Annotated in this window: 16 protein-coding genes and 2 tRNA genes; 9 read left to right on the forward strand and 9 right to left on the reverse strand. The window is 69.6% G+C overall.

Annotated features, from left to right (window positions below; genetic code table 11):
* Positions 1-45 precede the first annotated feature (45 nt).
* Both LV75_RS15280 and LV75_RS15285 read left to right on the forward strand, forming a co-directional pair.
* Positions 46-726 carry a GntR family transcriptional regulator gene (locus tag LV75_RS15280; protein ID WP_253887551.1) on the forward strand — a complete coding sequence of 227 codons (681 nt, stop codon included), beginning with the start codon at positions 46-48 and terminating at the stop codon, positions 724-726.
* 476 nt (positions 727-1,202) lie between these two features.
* Entirely contained in the window at positions 1,203-1,958 is a 756-nt protein-coding gene (locus LV75_RS15285; protein ID WP_253887552.1) for a sulfite exporter TauE/SafE family protein, read from the forward strand.
* Here LV75_RS15285 and hisC read toward each other — a convergent pair whose 3' ends face one another.
* On the reverse strand, positions 1,959-3,026 hold the full coding sequence (gene hisC / locus LV75_RS15290) for a histidinol-phosphate transaminase (protein WP_253887553.1): 1,068 nt from the start codon (positions 3,024-3,026) through the stop codon (positions 1,959-1,961).
* Positions 3,027-3,195: 169 nt separating this feature from the next.
* Between hisC and LV75_RS15295 the strand changes: the two genes are divergently transcribed.
* Together LV75_RS15295 and LV75_RS15300 are read left to right on the forward strand one after the other, a co-directional pair.
* A complete protein-coding gene (locus LV75_RS15295; RefSeq protein WP_253887554.1) occupies positions 3,196-3,858 on the forward strand; it encodes a dienelactone hydrolase family protein in 663 nt (220 codons plus the stop codon).
* A complete protein-coding gene (locus LV75_RS15300) occupies positions 3,855-4,625 on the forward strand; it encodes an ESX secretion-associated protein EspG (protein ID WP_253887555.1) in 771 nt (256 codons plus the stop codon). The genes LV75_RS15295 and LV75_RS15300 overlap by 4 nt, the downstream gene beginning before the upstream one ends.
* 33 nt (positions 4,626-4,658) lie before the next feature.
* Here the strand turns inward: LV75_RS15300 and LV75_RS15305 are convergent, their stop codons facing one another.
* The gene (locus LV75_RS15305; RefSeq protein WP_253887556.1) at positions 4,659-5,312 is read right to left on the reverse strand and encodes a CoA transferase subunit B; all 654 of its coding nucleotides are present in this window, start codon (positions 5,310-5,312) and stop codon (positions 4,659-4,661) included.
* Between the two features lies 1 nt (position 5,313).
* Positions 5,314-6,078, reverse strand: a complete 765-nt coding sequence (locus LV75_RS15310) for a CoA transferase subunit A (protein WP_253887557.1) — start codon at positions 6,076-6,078, stop codon at positions 5,314-5,316.
* 78 nt (positions 6,079-6,156) lie between these two features.
* On the opposite strand from LV75_RS15310, the gene LV75_RS15315 reads away from it, so the two are divergent.
* The 4 genes from LV75_RS15315 (at position 6,157) to lepB (ending at position 9,349) form a co-directional block, all read left to right on the forward strand.
* Positions 6,157-7,941 (forward strand): phosphatidylglycerol lysyltransferase domain-containing protein, encoded by a 1,785-nt coding sequence (locus LV75_RS15315; RefSeq protein WP_372504176.1) that lies wholly within the window; start codon positions 6,157-6,159, stop codon positions 7,939-7,941.
* Between the two features lie 70 nt (positions 7,942-8,011).
* Positions 8,012-8,101: transfer RNA gene (locus LV75_RS15320), tRNA-Ser, on the forward strand.
* Between the two features lie 35 nt (positions 8,102-8,136).
* Positions 8,137-8,209, forward strand: a tRNA-Arg gene (locus tag LV75_RS15325).
* Between the two features lie 396 nt (positions 8,210-8,605).
* Positions 8,606-9,349 (forward strand): signal peptidase I, encoded by a 744-nt coding sequence (gene lepB, locus LV75_RS15330; RefSeq protein WP_253887732.1) that lies wholly within the window; start codon positions 8,606-8,608, stop codon positions 9,347-9,349.
* Here lepB and LV75_RS15335 read toward each other — a convergent pair.
* The 4 genes from LV75_RS15335 to LV75_RS15350 form a co-directional block, all read right to left on the reverse strand.
* Positions 9,346-11,268: a beta-N-acetylhexosaminidase gene (locus LV75_RS15335; protein ID WP_253887558.1), complete on the reverse strand. Its 1,923-nt coding sequence runs from the start codon at positions 11,266-11,268 to the stop codon at positions 9,346-9,348. The two genes, lepB and LV75_RS15335, sit on opposite strands and share 4 nt — an antisense overlap.
* A 397-nt stretch (positions 11,269-11,665) precedes the next feature.
* Complete coding sequence (locus LV75_RS15340) at positions 11,666-12,142, reverse strand: hypothetical protein (RefSeq protein WP_253887559.1); 477 nt, start codon at positions 12,140-12,142, stop codon at positions 11,666-11,668.
* Between the two features lie 69 nt (positions 12,143-12,211).
* The gene (locus tag LV75_RS15345) at positions 12,212-12,433 is read right to left on the reverse strand and encodes a hypothetical protein (RefSeq protein WP_253887560.1); all 222 of its coding nucleotides are present in this window, start codon (positions 12,431-12,433) and stop codon (positions 12,212-12,214) included.
* Between the two features lie 171 nt (positions 12,434-12,604).
* Positions 12,605-13,855: an MFS transporter gene (locus tag LV75_RS15350; RefSeq protein ID WP_253887561.1), complete on the reverse strand. Its 1,251-nt coding sequence runs from the start codon at positions 13,853-13,855 to the stop codon at positions 12,605-12,607.
* A gap of 136 nt (positions 13,856-13,991) precedes the next feature.
* On the opposite strand from LV75_RS15350, the gene LV75_RS15355 reads away from it, so the two are divergent.
* Positions 13,992-14,183 (forward strand): hypothetical protein, encoded by a 192-nt coding sequence (locus tag LV75_RS15355; protein WP_253887562.1) that lies wholly within the window; start codon positions 13,992-13,994, stop codon positions 14,181-14,183.
* A 62-nt stretch (positions 14,184-14,245) separates the two neighbouring features.
* Here LV75_RS15355 and LV75_RS15360 read toward each other — a convergent pair whose 3' ends face one another.
* Positions 14,246-15,847, reverse strand: a complete 1,602-nt coding sequence (locus LV75_RS15360) for an ABC transporter permease (RefSeq protein WP_253887563.1) — start codon at positions 15,845-15,847, stop codon at positions 14,246-14,248.
* A complete protein-coding gene (locus LV75_RS15365; protein WP_253887564.1) occupies positions 15,844-16,743 on the reverse strand; it encodes an ABC transporter ATP-binding protein in 900 nt (299 codons plus the stop codon). The genes LV75_RS15360 and LV75_RS15365 overlap by 4 nt, the downstream gene beginning before the upstream one ends.
* Positions 16,744-16,783 lie beyond the last annotated feature (40 nt).

Genomic DNA, 16,783 nt, shown 5'->3' on the forward strand with positions numbered 1-16,783 from the left:
TCTGACAATCAGGTCCGGGTCGGTGCGGGTGATCGGGAGGGTGCGTTGAGCGTCGAGGACGCGTTGGACAGGCTGCGTGACCTGGCCGGGGTGCGGCGGCGGTCGCACGGGACGGCGGCCGAGGTCACCGCCGACACGCTGCGTGAACTGATCATGGAAGGCGGCCTGCGGCCCGGCGACCGGGTCGTCGAGGAGTCCCTGCTCGAGCCGCTGGAGATCTCCCGCAACACCCTGCGCGAGGCGTTCCGGCTGCTGGCGCACGAGAAGCTGATCGAGCACAAGGTCAACCGCGGCGTGTTCGTCCGGGCCCTGACCGCCGACGACGTCAGCGACCTGTTCACCGTCCGGGTCCTGATCGAGTTGACCGCGCTGCGCCGCTCCCGCGAACCGGACTGGACCGCGATGGCTCAGGCCGTCGACGAGGGCCGGGCCCGCGCCGCAGCGGAGGACTGGCTAGGTGTCGGCACCGCGAACATGCGCTTCCACAAGGCCATCGTCGCCTCGGTGGGTAGCGCCCGCCTGGACGAGCTGATGAGTCAGCTCACCGCTGAGCTGCGCCTGGGCTTCCACGAGATGGGCGATCCCCGCGCCTTCCACGAGAAGTACCTGACCCGCAACGCCGCTATCGCCGACTCCGTCCGCGAAGGCGACATCGAAGGCGCGGTGGCCCAACTGCGCGAGTACCTGGACGACGCCAAGGCCGAGATGCTCGCCGCCTTCGGCTGACCCGCCCGCCCACCGGTCCAGGGGGCCCGCCCGCGACGATCGGGGACGCGGGCGGCGGAGGATCGAGGCACTCGGTTGACCGCGTTCCGGACGCCGTGGGCCGCCTCGACGGTGTGGGAGCCGTCTTCGTCCCCCGCCATGACCAGGCCACGAGCCGCGCACAGTGGATCGTGCGCGCCGACGAGGACCTGCGGCTGCAGGAGGACCGCACGCGCGGGCTGCGCATCGGTGCCGCGCGGCGCACAGTTCGACGATGGCCTCGGCCCGCTCGCCGTCGGCGACACTGTGCTCGCTGGCCACCATCGCGCCGGACGCAGCTCCGTCCGCGCCAGGTGCGCCGCGCCCAACCCCCGAAAGGCCGCAGTGGACGCGGTGCGGGTGGCGGCCATCAGCCTTTGGGATGCTGGTCGCGGACTTCGGCCGGGGGTCGGCGGCTCGACTAGGGTCGGCGGGGTGCGGATGATCGGACGTGTTCGGTGAGCCCTTGGGAAGGCGTGCTGGTCTTCGTGGCCGGGGTGCTCGCCGGGGGGATCAACTCGGTGGTGGGCTCGGGCACCCTGATCACCTTCCCCGTCCTGCTCGCCGTCGGCTACCCGCCGGTGGTCGCGAACATCTCCAACGGCATGGGCCTGGTGCCCGGCTCGGTGTCCGGCGCGATCGGCTACCGCGACCAGCTCGTCGGTCAGCGCACCCGCCTGCTCCGCCTGGGCGCCGCGTCCACCACCGGTGGCATCATCGGCGCGATCCTGCTGCTCGTGCTGCCCTCGAGCGCGTTCGAGGCGATCGTCCCCGTCCTCATCGCCATTGCGCTGATCCTGGTCGTCGCACAGCCGTGGCTGGCGCGCAAACTCGCCGAGCGGCAGGCCGAGCGCCACCCGCACGGGGGCGTCGGCCTGCTCGCGGCGGTCTTCGTGGTCGGGGTCTACGGCGGCTACTTCGGCGCGGCCCAGGGGATCCTGCTGATGGGGATCATGGGCATCCTGCTGCAGGAGTCGCTGCAGCGGGTCAACGCGATCAAGAACGTGCTCGCCGCCGTCGTGAACCTGGCGTCGGGCCTGGTGTTCGTGTTCGTCGCCGATGTGGCGTGGTGGGCGTTCGCGTTGATCGCGGTCGGGTCGACCATCGGTGGGGTGATCGGCGCGAAGGTGGGCAAGAAGCTCTCGCCCACCGTCCTGCGCGGCGTGATCGTGGTCGTCGGGACCGCGGCGATCGTCCAGCTGCTGCTGAAGTAGTTACCGCGGGAAGGCCTTGGCCGCCGAGAGGAACAGGTCGTTCTCCTCGGGGGTGCCGATGGTGACCCGGGCACCGTCACCGGCGAACGCGCGCACCACGACCTTGTGGTTGAGGCAGTGCTCGTTGAACGCCGCGGTGTCCTCGCCCAGCGGCAGCCACACGAAGTTCGCCTCGGTCTCGGGCACCTCGTACCCGAGCGCGAGCAGCTCCGCCCGAACCCGCCCGCGCTCGGCCACGATGTCGCGGCAGCGCGCCAGCAGCTCGTCCTCGGCGTCCAACGAGGCCAGCGCCGCCACCTGCGCGATCGCGTTCACGCCGAAGGGCACGAACACCTTGCGCACGGTCTCGGTCACCGCGTCCGGCGCCACCAGGTAACCCACCCGCAGGCCCGCCAAGCCGTACGCCTTGGAGAAGGTCCGCAGCACCGCCACGTTGTCGCGCCCGCGCGCCCACTGCTCCTTGGCGATCACCACGCCGTCTGGCACCTCGGGGTCGGCCACGAACTCGCGGTACGCCTCATCGATCACCACGAGCACGTCCGCGGGCACCGCGTCGATGAACCGCTCCAGGTCGGCGCGGCGCAGCGCGGTGCCGGTCGGGTTGTTCGGGGTGCAGACGTAGACCAGGCGGGTGGCCGGGGTGATCGCGGCGATCATCGCGTCGATGTCGAGCGCGTGGCCCTCGGTCAGCGGCACGCGGACCTGCCCGGCGCCGACCACCTGGGTCAGGATCGGGTACGCCTCGAACGAGCGCCACGGGAACAGCACCTCGTCGCGGTCGGTGCAGGTCGCCTGGATCAGCTGCTGGCACAGGGTCACCGAGCCGCAGCCGACGGTCACCTGGCTCTCCGCCACGCCCAGCTTGGCCGCCAGCCTGGCCACCAGCTCGGTCGCGCCGCTGTCGGGGTAGCGGTTGATCCGCCCGGCCGCCTCGGCGATCGCGGTCACCACGCTGGGCAGCGGGCCGAGCGACACCTCGTTGCTGGCCAGCTTCACCGCCCCCGGCACGCTCTTGCCGGGGATGTAGCCGGGCAGCGAGTCCAGGTCGGCGCGGGTTCGCACGGTCATCGATGCTCCTCGTGAGTCCAAAATGGCTCCAGGTCCGCCATGCTATCGAGCGGACACGACCGTCCGATATCCGAGCGCCGCTCGACGGGTGAAAATGCGCCTTTTCCTGCGGATGGGTGAGCGTGTGATCACGTTGACTGCTATTAACCCCGGCATGGTTGGGTATGTCATGGCCCAGACACGCACAGAGGACTTCCGGCTCGATGACGGCCGTGCGCTGCGCCTCACCTACGCCGAACCGGACGGGGTGACCAGAGGTGGACTCGTGGTGCTGCACGAGGCCAGGGGGATCACCGAGACCACGACCGGCATGGTCGCGGGCCTCGCGGGCGAGGGCTGGTTGGTGGTTGTCCCGCACCTGTACCCGGGTGAGGCGGGGTCAGCCGAGATCGGGCACGACGAGGCGCGGGACAAGGTCAGCGGCCTGTCCGGCGAATCCGTGCTCGCCGCGACCGACATCGGGTTCGCCTGGCTGGCTGGCCACGGCCTCGCCGCGGACCGGATCGGCGTGATCGGCTTCGAACTCGGCGGCTCGGTCGCCCTCGTCGTCGCCGCCAGCCGCGACATCGGCGCGGCGGTCACCGTGTCCGGCGGCGGGATCCTGGAGCCGTTGTCCGACGGGCTGCCCGCGCTGATCGAGGTCGCGGGCGAACTGCGGGTGCCCTGGCTGGGCCTCTACCGCGAAGACAGCGACGTGGCCACCGTCGAGAAGCTGCGCGAGGCCGCCGCCTCGGCCAAGATCGCCACCGACGTGGTCCGGTACCGGCCGGAGCCGGGCGCCCCCGAGGCCTGGGCGCGCGCCCTCAACTGGTTCGACGCCCACCTGCGGTGAGGATCGCATCGCTGACGCTGGTCGAGTTCGACCTGCTGTGGGAATCGCTCGGGCGCACCGACCGGCCGTACCCGCTCGACGTGCCCTCCTTCGGTGAGACCACCGACGACCGCGACCGCCTGCGCAAAGAGGTCATCGATGGCTTGGCGGCGCGCGGGTTGCACGACGGCACCGACCTCAACCGCGACCTCGAGGACTCGCTGACCGTCCTCGCGCAGCACGAGTACAGCGTCGACGGGCTGCTCTCGGTCGGTCGCCACGTCCGGGTGCTCGGCGCGGGGCGCGGGAGCCGGACCGTGCTGGCCGTGCAGATGGGCGAGCGCATCCGCATCGGGCAGTTGCGCGGTGGCGCCATCGTCAGCGAGATCGTGGCACTGCTGCCCGACGCCGAACCCGGCCCGGGAACGGCGGTCACGCTGGCGAAGTCGGTCTTCCACAACGCGATAGACGCCTACGTCGACACCGGGTTCGCCGGGCTGGAGACCGCGCTGAACCAGGGCGGTGTGACCGGGCGGGACATGCGGACCATCGCGACCCTGGTCGAGAACTCGCGGCACGGCGGCGGCCAGATCGCGGCCAACAGCGTCGACCGGATGGGCAGGCGCACCCGCACCGACGTGGTGAACTGGTTCGACACGACCGCGGGCCGCTACTTGGCCCTGCCGACCAAGCGCGACGGGGTCGACTGGCTGACCCTGGCGCCCGCCGACACACCCAGGCTGTCCCAGCGGCTGCGGGACCTGGTCGACTCGGTCACCCCGCGCTGAGGAAGGGGACGGGTCGCCCCGCCCCCCGTTGCCTCAGACCGCGGCTTCCACCACGTCGGTGACGATGAGGTCCGGCTCCGTCTTCGCCCTGACCTCGTCCACGCTCACCCCGGGCGCGACCTCGCGCAGCACCAGGCCGTCCGCGGTGATGTCGATGACCGCGAGGTCGGTGATGATCCGCTGCGCCACCTGCAGGCCGGTGTAGGGCAGCGAGCACTCGTCGACGATCTTGTACGAGCCGTCCTTGGCCACGTGTTCCATCAGGACGATGACCTTCTTGGCGCCGTGCACCAGGTCCATCGCGCCGCCCATGCCCTTGACCATCTTGCCGGGGATCATCCAGTTCGCGATGTCACCGACCTTGGACACCTGCATGGCACCGAGGATCGCCGCGTCCACCTTGCCGCCGCGGATCATCCCGAAGGACAGGGCCGAGTCGAAGAACGACGCCCCGCGGCGGAGGGTAACGGTTTCCTTGCCCGCGTTGATGAGGTCGGCATCCTCTTCGCCGTCCCACGGGTAAGGGCCGACGCCGAGGATGCCGTTCTCGGACTGGAGCACGATTTCCACGTCGTCTGGGACGTAGTTGGGCACCAGGGTCGGCAGGCCGATGCCCAGGTTGACGTAAGAGCCGTCAGACAGCTCTGCCGCCGCACGGGCGGCCATCTGCTCTCGAGTCAGTCCCATCTCACGCCTCCCTAGTACGCACGGTCCGGCGCTCGATGCGCTTCTCGACGGCCTCTTCCGGGGTCAGCACCACTACGCGCTGCACGAAGATGCCCGGCAGGTGGATCTCACCCGGCGCCAGGTCACCCGGCTCAACCAACTCCTCGACCTCGGCGATGCTGATGCGGCCCGCCATGGCACACAGGGGGTTGAAGTTCTGCGCGGAGTCCCGGAACACGAGGTTGCCGTGCCGGTCGCCCTTCCATGCGCGGACAAGCCCGAAGTCGGTGGTGATGGACCGCTCAAGGACGTAGTCGTGGCCGTCGAACTCGCGGACCTCCTTCGCGGGGGAGGACACGGCGACGTTGCCTGCGTCGTCATAGCGCCACGGCACACCGCCGTCGGCTACCTGGGTACCGACGCCCGTCCGGGTGAAGAAGGCGGGGATACCGGAGCCACCCGCGCGCAAGCGCTCGGCGAGCGTGCCTTGCGGAGTCAGCTCTACCTCGAGCTCCCCAGAGAGGTACTGCCGGGCGAACTCCTTGTTCTCGCCGACATAGGAGCTCGTCATCCTGGATATGCGCTTCTCGCGCAGCAGCAGGCCAAGGCCCCAGTCGTCCACGCCGCAGTTGTTCGACGTGACCTGCAGGCCGGTGACGCCTTTCGCGAGCAGCGCCTGGATGAGCGCGCTCGGGATGCCGCAGAGACCGAACCCGCCGACGGCGAGGGTCGCGTTGTCCGGGATGTCGGCTACTGCCGCCGCGGCGCTCGGGACGACTTTGTCCATGTGTGTGCCCCTCCTTCTGGGTGTGGCACCGGCGACTCTAGCGGGGCGGACCCGCTTGCCGATGTGTTCGAGATCGCCATGAATCGCCGCCGGCCGGTGGGCGTGGACACTGTGCACGTGGGTGACGAGCAAGACGGCCGCCCGTCGCGGCCCAGGGTTGAGGGACGCCGGTGGCGGCCAAGTGATGAGCTGACGTTGCGGCTGCTGACGTGGTCGGCGCGCGTGGTGGGGTTGCTGGCCGTGGTCTCGGTCGTGCTGCCGGTCGGGCGGCGCAGATTGCGCGACACGATCGGTGGCTGGCTCGACCTGCCGACCGAGGCGACCGTCGCGGCGGGCGTCGTGGTCCTGGCCAGCGGCGTCATGCTGCTGATGCTCGCCACCGCCCTGCGCAGGCGCAAGCGCAGGGCCTGGCAGGTGGCGGTCGTGGTCACCGGCCTCATCGCGCTGGCCCACCTCGGCTGGCGCCACGGCATCGGCTCCGGCGTCACCGCCCTCGTGCTGTGCGTCGCGCTGATCGGTACCCGCAGCCACTTCACCGCCAAACCCGACCCGGTGCACGGCAAGTGGCGGGCCGTGCGGGTCACCCTGCAGCTGTGGCTCGCCGGGTTCCTGGCGAACTTCGTGCTGCTCAGCACCACCCCGTCCCGCTTCACCGACAACGCGGGCCTGCTCGACCGGGCACTGCACGCGCTGCTCGCCCTGATCGGCGTCTCCGGCCCGGTGCAACCCGTGCCGTGGCTCGACGACCTCAGCGCCGCCATCGGCCTCGCCTTCGGCATCGGCGCGCTCCTGCTCGGCGGCTACTACCTGCTGCGGTCCGCCGAGCCCAAGCAGGGCCTGTCGCCGGCGGCCGAGAGCGGCCTGCGCGACCTGCTCGCCGCCCGCGGCGCCGAGGACTCGCTCGGCTACTTCGCGCTGCGCCGGGACAAGTCGGTCGTGTTCTCCCCGTCCGGCAAGGCCGCGGTGCCGTTCCGGGTCCTCGCGGGCGTGGCCCTGGCCTCCGGCGACCCGCTCGGCGACATCGAGGCGTGGCCGGGCGCGATCGAGGTCTTCCTCGCCGACTGCCGCGACAACGGCTGGGTCCCCGCCGTCATCGGCTGCTCGGAACGCGGCGCGACGGTGTGGGTCCGCTACGGCCTCGACGCGATCGAACTCGGCGACGAGGCCATCGTCGACGTCCCCGGCTTCACCCTCGACGGCCGCTCGATGCGCGGCGTCCGGCAAGCCTGCGCCAAACTGCGCCGCGCGGGCTACGAGGTCACCGTCCGCCGCTCCGCCGACCTGGGCGAGGTCGAACGCGCCGAACTGACCACCCTGGCCGAGCACTGGCGCGGCACCGAGACCGAGCGCGGCTTCTCCATGGCCCTGTCCCGCCTGGCGGGCCCCGACGACCCCGACTGCGTCCTGGTCACCGCGGCCAGGGCGGGCGAGGTCACCGGCCTGCTCCAGTTCGTCCCCTGGGGCAGCGACGGCCTGTCCCTGGACCTCATGCGCCGAGACCGCGCCACCGGCGACAACGGCCTCAACGAACTGATGATCGCCGACCTCCTCGGCGCCTGCGCCGCCCTCGGCGTCACCCGCGTCTCGCTCAACTTCGCCGTCTTCCGAGCCGCCATCGAACGCGGCGGCCGCATCGGCGCGGGCCCCGTCGCCCGGCTCTGGGCCAAAGCCCTCCGCATTGGCAGCCGCTGGTGGCAGATCGAGACCCTCTACCGCTTCAACGCCAAGTTCGGCCCCACCTGGAACCCCCGCTTCCTGATCTTCCCCGCCGTCCGGGACCTCCCCCGAGTGGCCCTCGCCGCGATCGAGGCCGAGGGCTTCGGAGGCCGCCCACCAGCACTTTTGCGCGCCTTACGACGCTGACCGGGGGGCGTTTTGCCCTCCGTCGAGGCACCTGTGTAGTCTTACCTCCCGAGCGGCCACTGGGGCCCCGGGAGGCTTCGCCTAGTCTGGTCTATGGCGCCGCACTGCTAATGCGGTTGGGGTTCAAAGCCCCTCCCGGGTTCAAATCCCGGAGCCTCCGCTGTACATCCGGCCCGCCGGATGACAACTGAACAAGCGCCCGTAGCTCAACGGATAGAGCATCTGACTACGGATCAGAAGGTTAGGGGTTCGAATCCCTTCGGGCGCGCGCGACGGCGACCCATGTCCACGGAAAGCGTGGACGTGGGTCGCTTGCGTTGCATCTGGGGGGCGACCCCCCAGGCCCCCACGGTGCGATCACTCTCGACCCAGCGTGGCTCGCTCGACCTTCGGTCGTCGCATTGGGTATGCGACGAATGGGCTATCGGCCCACGGTGCGGTGGCGGGGAAGGCGCGGAGCGGTGAGTTCGCGGAGCTTGCGTAGCGGACGAGAACCGCGAAGCGCCTGGACCACCAAGGGGGGACCCAGCGTGGCTCGCTCGACCTTCGGTCGTCGCATCGGGGGGGCGCTGGGCGCTGGGGGTTGGGGGTGTGGGTGGGGACTTGGGGGAGTCCTTAGTAGACTGTTGGTGGCTACTTCTGGGGAGATTTGATGGTCAGGTGGATGCTGCCCGTTGCCGTTGTGGTGGCGGGTTTGGCCCTTGTGGTCTGGGCGTTTGTTACAGCGCCGGGGTATGAGAGGTATCGCGAGAGTGCGGACTCCATGACGCCGACGATGACGCGGGGGGACTCGATCAAGGTGTTGGAGGTCGAGGGGGATCAGGTGCGGCGGGGGGACATCATCGTGTTCGCCCTGGGTGGTTGGCCGGATGATGAACCGGTCCAAGGGGGGAACCTGCTGATCAAGCGGGTCATCGCGGTTGGTGGGGACTCGGTGGCGGGTGATGACGACGGGGCTTTGACCGTTAATGGCAAGAGAGTCGTTGAGGACTACCTCTTTGACGAGGACCCCAGCTTGGCTCGTCCGTTCGCGGCTCAGGTGCCCGCAGGCACGGTGTTCGTCGCGGGGGACTACCGGAGTCTCTCCAGGGACTCCCGCATCTACTCCGGCGAACCCGGCCAGGGCGGCATCCCCGTGTCCCTCATCGAGGGCGTCGTCGTTGAGGTTGCGGGAGAGCCGCTCAAGCCGACGACCGCGTTCACGGCGGCGGGGTTGGAAGGGGCGCCCACTGTCGACAAACCTGATCGTTCGGGGTGGCTGGCTGTGGGGACCGGGGTCTCCTTGGTGGGTGGGATCTGGCTGGTGGTTGTGCTGACCTGGCGCAGGCGGCCGGGGGCGCGGGGGCGGATGGTCGGTGAGGGAGGCGTCGGGGAGCCGCGTGCGGACGGCTCCCCGACGCTGGGTTAGAGGTGGGTGGTGATGGTGAAGTGGGTGGTGGCCACGCCGGTTGGGGTGGTGATGGTGAGGGTGGCCCGGTAAGTGCCGGGGCGGGAGTAGCGGTGTTCGGCGGCGGTGACCTTCCACAGGCCGGGGGCGGTCAGGGGACCGGCGGTCGTGGTGGGGGTGACGGTGGCGTCCGCCTTGGTGCCGTCGCCGTGATCGAGGGTGGCTAAGGGGGCGGCGGCGCTGGGGGCGGTGAAGCGGGCGATCTCGCCGCGCAGGGTTCGGGTGCGCTGGCTGGGGGCGGAGATGTCGGTGGTCCACGGGACCGCGGGGCTGGGGCGGAAGTTGACCCCGGCGATGGTGAGCCTGCTGCCCAGCGATGACAGGCGGGCGGTGAAGTCGGCGAGGTTGCGCGCGGACTGCTGGGTCCAGGCGACCTCGGCGATCGACGCCAGCCGCGGGTGGCTCAGCCACTCCGCTTGAGCCAGGCCGCGGATGGTCTCCGACCAGAGCGGACCGGTCACCCCGATGACGTCGGACTCGGTGAGGCCGTCGCGCACCGGCTCCCAGTCGTAGTAGCGGTCGAAGTCGCAGGCGTTGCGGCAGGCCCAACTCAGGCCGATGGGGCTGCTCGGGTCGTACTTCTGGTCGAGGTAGGTGGTCCCGGCGGGCGACATGACGACCTTCGCGCCCCTGGCCACCTGCTTGAGCGTGTCCGCGAGCGTCGCACCGCGCCAGAAGTGGATCACCGCGCCCGGAGGGAGGTCGACCGCGGCGAACTCGTTCCAGCCCATCGGGATCTTGCCCAGCGCGGTGACCTCCGGCAGCACCTTGCGCAGGTAGGTCAGGTAGTTGTCGTGCCCGGTCACCAGCGCCTCGTCCCCACCGATGTGCAGGTACGGGCCGGGGGTGAGCTTGGCGAGCTGGCCGAGCACGGTGCGCAGGAACTCGTAGGTGACCGGGGAGTTGGCGTCCAGCGTCGAGTAGCCGACGTCGGCGGTGTTGTTCATCGGCTTGGTGACGCCGTCGGGGTTCAGTTGCGGGATCGACGCCAGCGCGGCGTTGGTGTGGCCCGGCCCGTCGATCTCGGGCACGACGGTGACGAACCGGGACCGGGCGTGGGCGACGATCTCCGAGTAGTCGCGCTGGGTGTAGGAACCGCGGATCGCCGGGCCGGTGCCGAGCGGGGTGCCGTTGCCGTACCGGTCGGCGCCGCCGAGCGAGCCGACCCGGGTCAGCGCGCCGTAGTCCAGCCCGGAGGGGTTGTCCTCGGGCGGGTTGATCGCGATCCGCCAGGCCTGGTCGTCGGTCAGGTGCAGGTGCACTGTGTTGACCTTGAACAGCACCGCGGTGTCGATGTAGCGCTTGATCTCGGCGACCGTCAGGTAGCTGCGCGCCACGTCGAGCATGACGCCCCGGTAGCCGAACCGGGGGTAGTCGCTGATCTTCGCGGCCTGCGCCTTCCACGGCCCGCCGACCTTGCTCCGGCTCTCCACCCACGCGGGCAGCAGTTGCCGGAAGGTCTGCACGCCGTTGAACAGGCCTGCCGGGGTGTCGGCGGAAATGGTCGCCGCCCGCTCGTCGGTCACCAGCCGGTACCCCTCGACGGCGTGGCCCTGCGGGCCCTTGCCCCGACCGAGGTCCAGCACGATGTCGCCGCGGCGGGCGTGCCCGCCGGTGATCGGCAGTCGGTAACCGGTCGCCGGGCGCAGCAGATCACCGAGGTAGTCGGCGACCGCCCTGGCCGCGCCCCCGGCGACGATGCGGCTGTCCTCGGTCAGGCTGAACGGGGTGCGACCGGTCGCCACCGCCTCCACCGGGCGCGGCAGCAGCCGCTGCACGCCGGGGTCGACGGTCGCGATCGGTGCCGCGGGCGCCGCCGCGGCCGGTACGGCCAACAGCGCCACCGCGGTCACCACGACCACGCGCCAGGTCCTCCGCATGTGTTTCCCTCCCTGGACAAGTCGGGCATATGGTCTAGACCATAAGAAGTTGGATCAAGGTCCGTCAATCGCTCGGTCGGCCTAGTGCCGCGGGTGCCCCGGTCGACGCACCTGCCGTGTGACCTCGCCAAACCCCGCCGGATCCGGTGCGGCGGGCAGAGCTAGAGCTCACTGGAACTACAAGTCTGAAGTGGACGGTTGGCCCGCCGCGCCCGGCAGCCCGGGCGCGGCGAGCGGTGAATGGGAACAGCGCGGACGGGAACGGCGCGGACGGGAACGGTCGGGCTCGACCCCGGCCGGGACCAATGCCGTTCGGATTGGTCCCGGCCGCGACCGGGCCACTCGCCAAGCCGGACAGGTCCGCCCGCCGGGGACACCGGGCTGGGCCGGTGCCCGATCAGGACGCGACGACCGCGTCCCGACCGACCAGTGCCGCGGTCGTCTCGGTCAGCAACCGGCCCGTGACGTCCGGATCGCAGCCGACCCTGGGCAATCGGGCGCGGATCGCCGCCGCCGAGCGCCGCCGGTGCTCGGCCAACTCGCGGATGACCTCCGCCGCGGGTCGGGTGGGCGGGTGCGCCAGCCAGGCCTCGCGCAAGGTCGAGTCCTGTTCGGCCGACCAGGGTTGGTGCGCGTTGCCGGTGCTGCGGCGCTTGGTGTCCAGCGCCGATACGGCGACCAGGGCGTCGCGCAGCAGCTTCGCGGTCTCGGCCGCGCCGCCCGGCGGCAGCTGCAGGTTCCCTTGTGCGAGCAGGACGCTGTCGTCGTCTTTGCCGGTGAGCTCGATCGCGAGGTCGCCGTCGACATCGGCCGTCACGGTCAGCGTGTAGCTGATGTCCTGTCGCTTGCTGGTGTATTCCAGGTTGAATGCCATGCCAGCAAAGGTAGGGACTTCCCGGCGAACGCGGAGAAAGTTATCCACAGCCCTGATCGGGTGACTTGCTTAGTGCCGCCAACGCTGCCTGCCGACGGAGTGCGGCTGGTCGTCCGGCTCCGCCAGCTCCGCTTCTGGGCCTTCGTCATCGCCTGGTTCGGTGTCGACCGGCTCGGTGCGTTCGCGCTCCTCACGCAAGATCGTCTCAAGTGTGGTGTTGGCGCGGCGCAATCGCCAGACGATGACCGCCACAGCGACCACCGCGGCAACGATCCACAGTGCGGTAGCCATAGGACCACTCCGCATCAGCTGTTGTGAACCCGCTGGGTGGGGTACCACAAAGGCTCCCACCTGAAGCACCGCAGCGCAGCCGAGCGACCCACTTTGGCCACCTGGTCGGGCCGAATCCGCCCCAACGGAGCAATCCGCGGACGCAATGTGACCAATCGTTCGCCCGAACGGCTACTGAACGGCCTCGCGTGGTCGCTCGGCGTCGGCGACATCGGTGACCGCCCCGGCGCCGCCGACCCGGTTCAGCGTTTCCCTGGCTGGCAGCCACACCAGCGCGGCGACCACGGCCAATCCGCCGGTCACCAGGAAAGCCCAGCTGAAGGACAGTTGGTCGGCGAGCACACCGGCCACGACCGGGCCCAGGATCGCGCCGACGTCCGCGGCCATCTGGAAGGTCGCGAGAACCTGTCCACCACGGGATTTACCCATCACGTCGGCCACTACGGCCTGCTGCGGCGGGGTGAGCAGACCGGTGCCGAGACCAGCGACGACCGTGGCGACGAGGAACTCGGTGACCGTCTCGGTGAAACCGAACCAGATGGTTCCGCCTGCCGAAACCACCAGCCCCACCAGGATCAACGGTTTTCGGCCCCACCGGTCGGACAGTCGGCCGGACAACAGCAACATCACCACGTTGCCCGCGGCGAACACCGACAAGGCGGTTCCCGCGAAGGTGCCATCGCGGTGCAGCACCTCGGTGATGAACAACGGCACCAGGGAGACACGCACCCCAAAGACCGCCCAACCATTGACAAAGCTGGAGGTCAGCGCGGCTATATAACCGCTGTCGCGTAATGCCTTCCGCAACGGCATCACTGGCGTGGTGTCATGGCCCGCTGGAGCTATCAAGGTGGACTTGCGCAAGAACAGCCACACAGTGCCAACGGCAACCATGAGCGCGGTGGCGTAAACGAGGAACGGCGCGCGCAACGAGATGCCGATCAGTCCACCGCCGACCAATGGCCCCGCCACGTTGCCCAGCAGGAAACTCGTCCCCCAGAGGCCGGATGCTTTGCCGCGCACATCAGATGGGGTCAAGTGGATCAGCAGTGCGATTCCCGAGACCGTGAACATGGTCGACCCCGTGCCGCCGAGGGCGCGTAGCGCTACCAGTTGCCAGTAGTGCGTGGCGAAGGCGCAAGCACCGGTGGTGACGGCGACGATGGTCAGACCCGTTAGGTACACCTTGCGTTCACCGAGTCGGGTCACGAGCCTGCCGCTCACGGGGGCGAACGCGAGGCGGGTCACGGCGAACGCGCTGACCACGATGGACGCCGCGGTGACACTGACGTCGAAACTGCGCGCGAAGGAGGGCAGTGCGGGCGCCACCAGGCCGAACCCGATGGCGATGATGAAGTTCGCGGCGACGATGACCCACACTTCGCGGGGGATGGCGGATGGCCGTTGCCGTGTCGCTGCCACCCTCGTCCGCCCCTCCTCGCATTGCTTAGCCCTGCGAACTATAGGCCGGTTCGCACCGATCGGGCTAACCCCTGTCCGGGGTGGCCCGCGACGGGGTATGTGGGAGTGGTCACCCGCACTAGCTAAGGAACCGCCGATGTCCGAACCGCTCGACACCGTCGAGGTCACCGCGCTGCTCGCCAAGCTGGCCGAGGCGGAACGGGACGCCCGCGTCCTGACCGCCGATCAGTCCTACCGAGATGGTCAAGCCGCGGGCCTTGAACTGGCCCAACGCATCGTCCGAGAGCAGGCGAACCTGCCTGTGGAGGCCGACTCCGACCGGGTCTAGGTCTAGACGGCACGGAGGCCGGGTTGTTCACCCGGCCTCCGCCTCTTCGGTTGCCTTACGGATTAGCCGATATCGCGACGGCGGAAGGTAGTCAAGCCTGCCGCCACAGCTACTACGGCCACGCCGGTGAGCCAGAACAAGGGCGTCGCGACGAACTCAGTACCAGGCTGCAGCTTGGGCACGTGCACGAACGGTGACACGTCCAACACCGCTTGTGTCAAGCCAATCACCGGCCCGTACAGCGCGAGCAACACGGCCACGGCGACCACGGTCCACGACCCGGCAACCGCCAACCTCGGCCAAGCCCCATGCAGCAAGGCGGCGATACCGGCGATCACCCACACTGCGGGGAGTTGTGCCATAGAAGCTCCCAGCGTGTGCGTCAACTGGTGGCTGAGATCCCCCGCGCGTAGGCCGTGCGCGAGACCAGAAGCCAGGCCGGACGCAGCGAGCAGCACCACTGGACCCAGGACCGCGAACGCCAAGTGACTACCGGCCCACTGGACGCGCCCCACCGCGGTCGCGAGTACCGACTCGGCGTGGGTTGCCACCTCCTCGGACCGCATTCGCAACGCGGCTTGCACCGCGTAGACAGCGCCGAGCATCCCGAACAGGCCGATGATCGCCGACAGGTAGGCGTCCACGAGCCCTTGCGTGCCGCCCATCCGCTCCATGATCTGCTTGACCTGCTCGCTGTCACCGACGAGGCCGCCGATGCCGTCGGCGATCGCACCGAACATCGCGCCCATAGCCACGACGGCGACCGTCCACCCCACCAACGATCCGCGCTGCAACCGCCACGCCAGCCCCAACGGGCTCGACAGCGACTTGGGTGCGGTGGCCGGGCCTGGCCGCGATGGCCAGAGTCCCGCGCCAATGTCCCTTAGTGGTACTAGTCGATACGCGACAGTGGCAACGGCGACTGCGACACCTATCGCCAGTAGGAACACCCACCACTTGTCGGCCACGAACGGTTTCGCCTGCTGCGGCCATGCCAAGGGGGACAGCCATGAAACCCAGCTCGCGGATGGGGTCGAGTCACCTAGTGCGCGCAACAAGAACGCCGCGCCGAGAACCGTGGTGGCCACACCGTTGGCAGACCGGGAGTACTCGGTGAGTTGTGCGGTCACACCGGCGATCGCGGTGAACACCAAGCCGGTACCGGCAATGGCCAGCCCTAGCGTGAAGGCGCCCGCGACAGGCAAACCGGAGCCGACCATCCCCGCCGCGATCAGCACTCCGATGAGGAGGCTGGATGCCCCGGCGACCACCACTCCCGCGGTCAATGCGGCATACCGGCCCACTACGGCCGAACCCAACAGCTCTAGCCGTCCAGAGTCCTCTTCCGCGCGCGTGTGACGCGTGACGGTGAAGATCGCGAAGAGGCCGATGAACAACGCCAGGAACGAGCCGTACCGCCACGCGCTCCAGCCACCTGGCGTCGACAGGTCGAAGGCTGGTCCGTAGAGGACGGCGACCGAAGGATTGCTCCCTGTACCGGCGTTGAGGGATGCCCGGGCCGCAGCGGTCGGGTAGAGCTGCTCGTAGGCGGACACCGTCGACCCCGGGATCACGCTCAAGACCACGATCCAGATCGGCAGGATGACCCGGTCGCGACGCAAGGCCAACCGGATCAGGGGCCAAGTCCCGGTTATACCGCTCATCGCGCGCCTACCTGCTCGTCTTGGTAGTGCCGCAAGAAGAGCTCTTCCAGAGTCGGTGGCTGGCTGGTCAGGGAGCGGACTCCCGACTCGGTAAGCGCCCGCAACGCGGTGTCGAGTTCGCGGGTGTCGACATCGAACTTGACCCGGTTGCCCTCCACAACCACGTCGTGCACCCCCGGGAGTTGAGCGATCCCGTTCGGCGGGCTCGCCAGCTCGGCGCTGATGCTCGTGCGCGTTAGGTGTCGAAGCTCGGCAAGAGTGCCCGTCTCGACCGTCTTACCGGCGCGGATGATGCTGACCCTGTCGCACAGGGTCTCCACCTCGGCGAGGATGTGGCTGGACAGGAGGACCGTGCGCCCTCGGTCGCGCTCCTCGCGCACACACTCCTGGAAGACCGACTCCATCAATGGGTCAAGCCCGGAGGTGGGCTCGTCGAAGACGAGCAACTCGATGTCGGAGGCAAGAGCGGCGACCAAGGCCACCTTCTGCCGGTTGCCCTTGGAGTACGTGCGGCCCTTCTTACGCGGATCCAGGTCGAACCGCTCCAACAGGTCGGCTCGCCTGCGCTGGTCAAGGCCACCGCGCAGCCTGCCCAGTAGGTCGATGACCTCACCGCCGGAGAGGTTGGGCCACAGCGAGACGTCGCCGGGCACATAGGCGAGGCGGCGGTGCAGTTCGGTGGCGTCGCGCCACGGGTCGCCGCCGAGCAGCGTGGTGGTGCCCGCGTCGGCGCGCAGCAGGCCGAGCAGCACCCGGATGGTGGTGGACTTCCCCGCGCCGTTGGGGCCGAGGAAGCCGTGGACCTCCCCGGTCTCCACCGACAGGTCGAGACCGTCCAGCGCGCGGGTCCGGCCGAAGGTCTTGACCAGGCCGGACACCGAGATTGCCGTTGTCATGATTCGCAACGTACTCTTGGTTCACAACTTTGTGAACGTT

The organism is Actinokineospora diospyrosa (assembly GCF_024171925.1).
GTDB classification, from domain to species: Bacteria; Actinomycetota; Actinomycetes; order Mycobacteriales; family Pseudonocardiaceae; genus Actinokineospora; species Actinokineospora diospyrosa.

Coding starts and splice junctions, on each gene's coding strand:
- lepB (WP_253887732.1), top strand. CDS start 8,606: ATGCTGCCCGTTGCCGTTGTGGTGGCGGGTTTGGCCCTTGTGGTCTGG.
- LV75_RS15340 (WP_253887559.1), bottom strand. CDS start 12,142: ATGGCATTCAACCTGGAATACACCAGCAAGCGACAGGACATCAGCTAC.
- LV75_RS15335 (WP_253887558.1), bottom strand. CDS start 11,268: ATGCGGAGGACCTGGCGCGTGGTCGTGGTGACCGCGGTGGCGCTGTTG.
- LV75_RS15360 (WP_253887563.1), bottom strand. CDS start 15,847: ATGAGCGGTATAACCGGGACTTGGCCCCTGATCCGGTTGGCCTTGCGT.
- LV75_RS15315 (WP_372504176.1), top strand. CDS start 6,157: ATGAATCGCCGCCGGCCGGTGGGCGTGGACACTGTGCACGTGGGTGAC.
- LV75_RS15295 (WP_253887554.1), top strand. CDS start 3,196: ATGGCCCAGACACGCACAGAGGACTTCCGGCTCGATGACGGCCGTGCG.
- LV75_RS15345 (WP_253887560.1), bottom strand. CDS start 12,433: ATGGCTACCGCACTGTGGATCGTTGCCGCGGTGGTCGCTGTGGCGGTC.
- LV75_RS15355 (WP_253887562.1), top strand. CDS start 13,992: ATGTCCGAACCGCTCGACACCGTCGAGGTCACCGCGCTGCTCGCCAAG.
- LV75_RS15365 (WP_253887564.1), bottom strand. CDS start 16,743: ATGACAACGGCAATCTCGGTGTCCGGCCTGGTCAAGACCTTCGGCCGG.
- hisC (WP_253887553.1), bottom strand. CDS start 3,026: ATGACCGTGCGAACCCGCGCCGACCTGGACTCGCTGCCCGGCTACATC.
- LV75_RS15310 (WP_253887557.1), bottom strand. CDS start 6,078: ATGGACAAAGTCGTCCCGAGCGCCGCGGCGGCAGTAGCCGACATCCCG.
- LV75_RS15305 (WP_253887556.1), bottom strand. CDS start 5,312: ATGGGACTGACTCGAGAGCAGATGGCCGCCCGTGCGGCGGCAGAGCTG.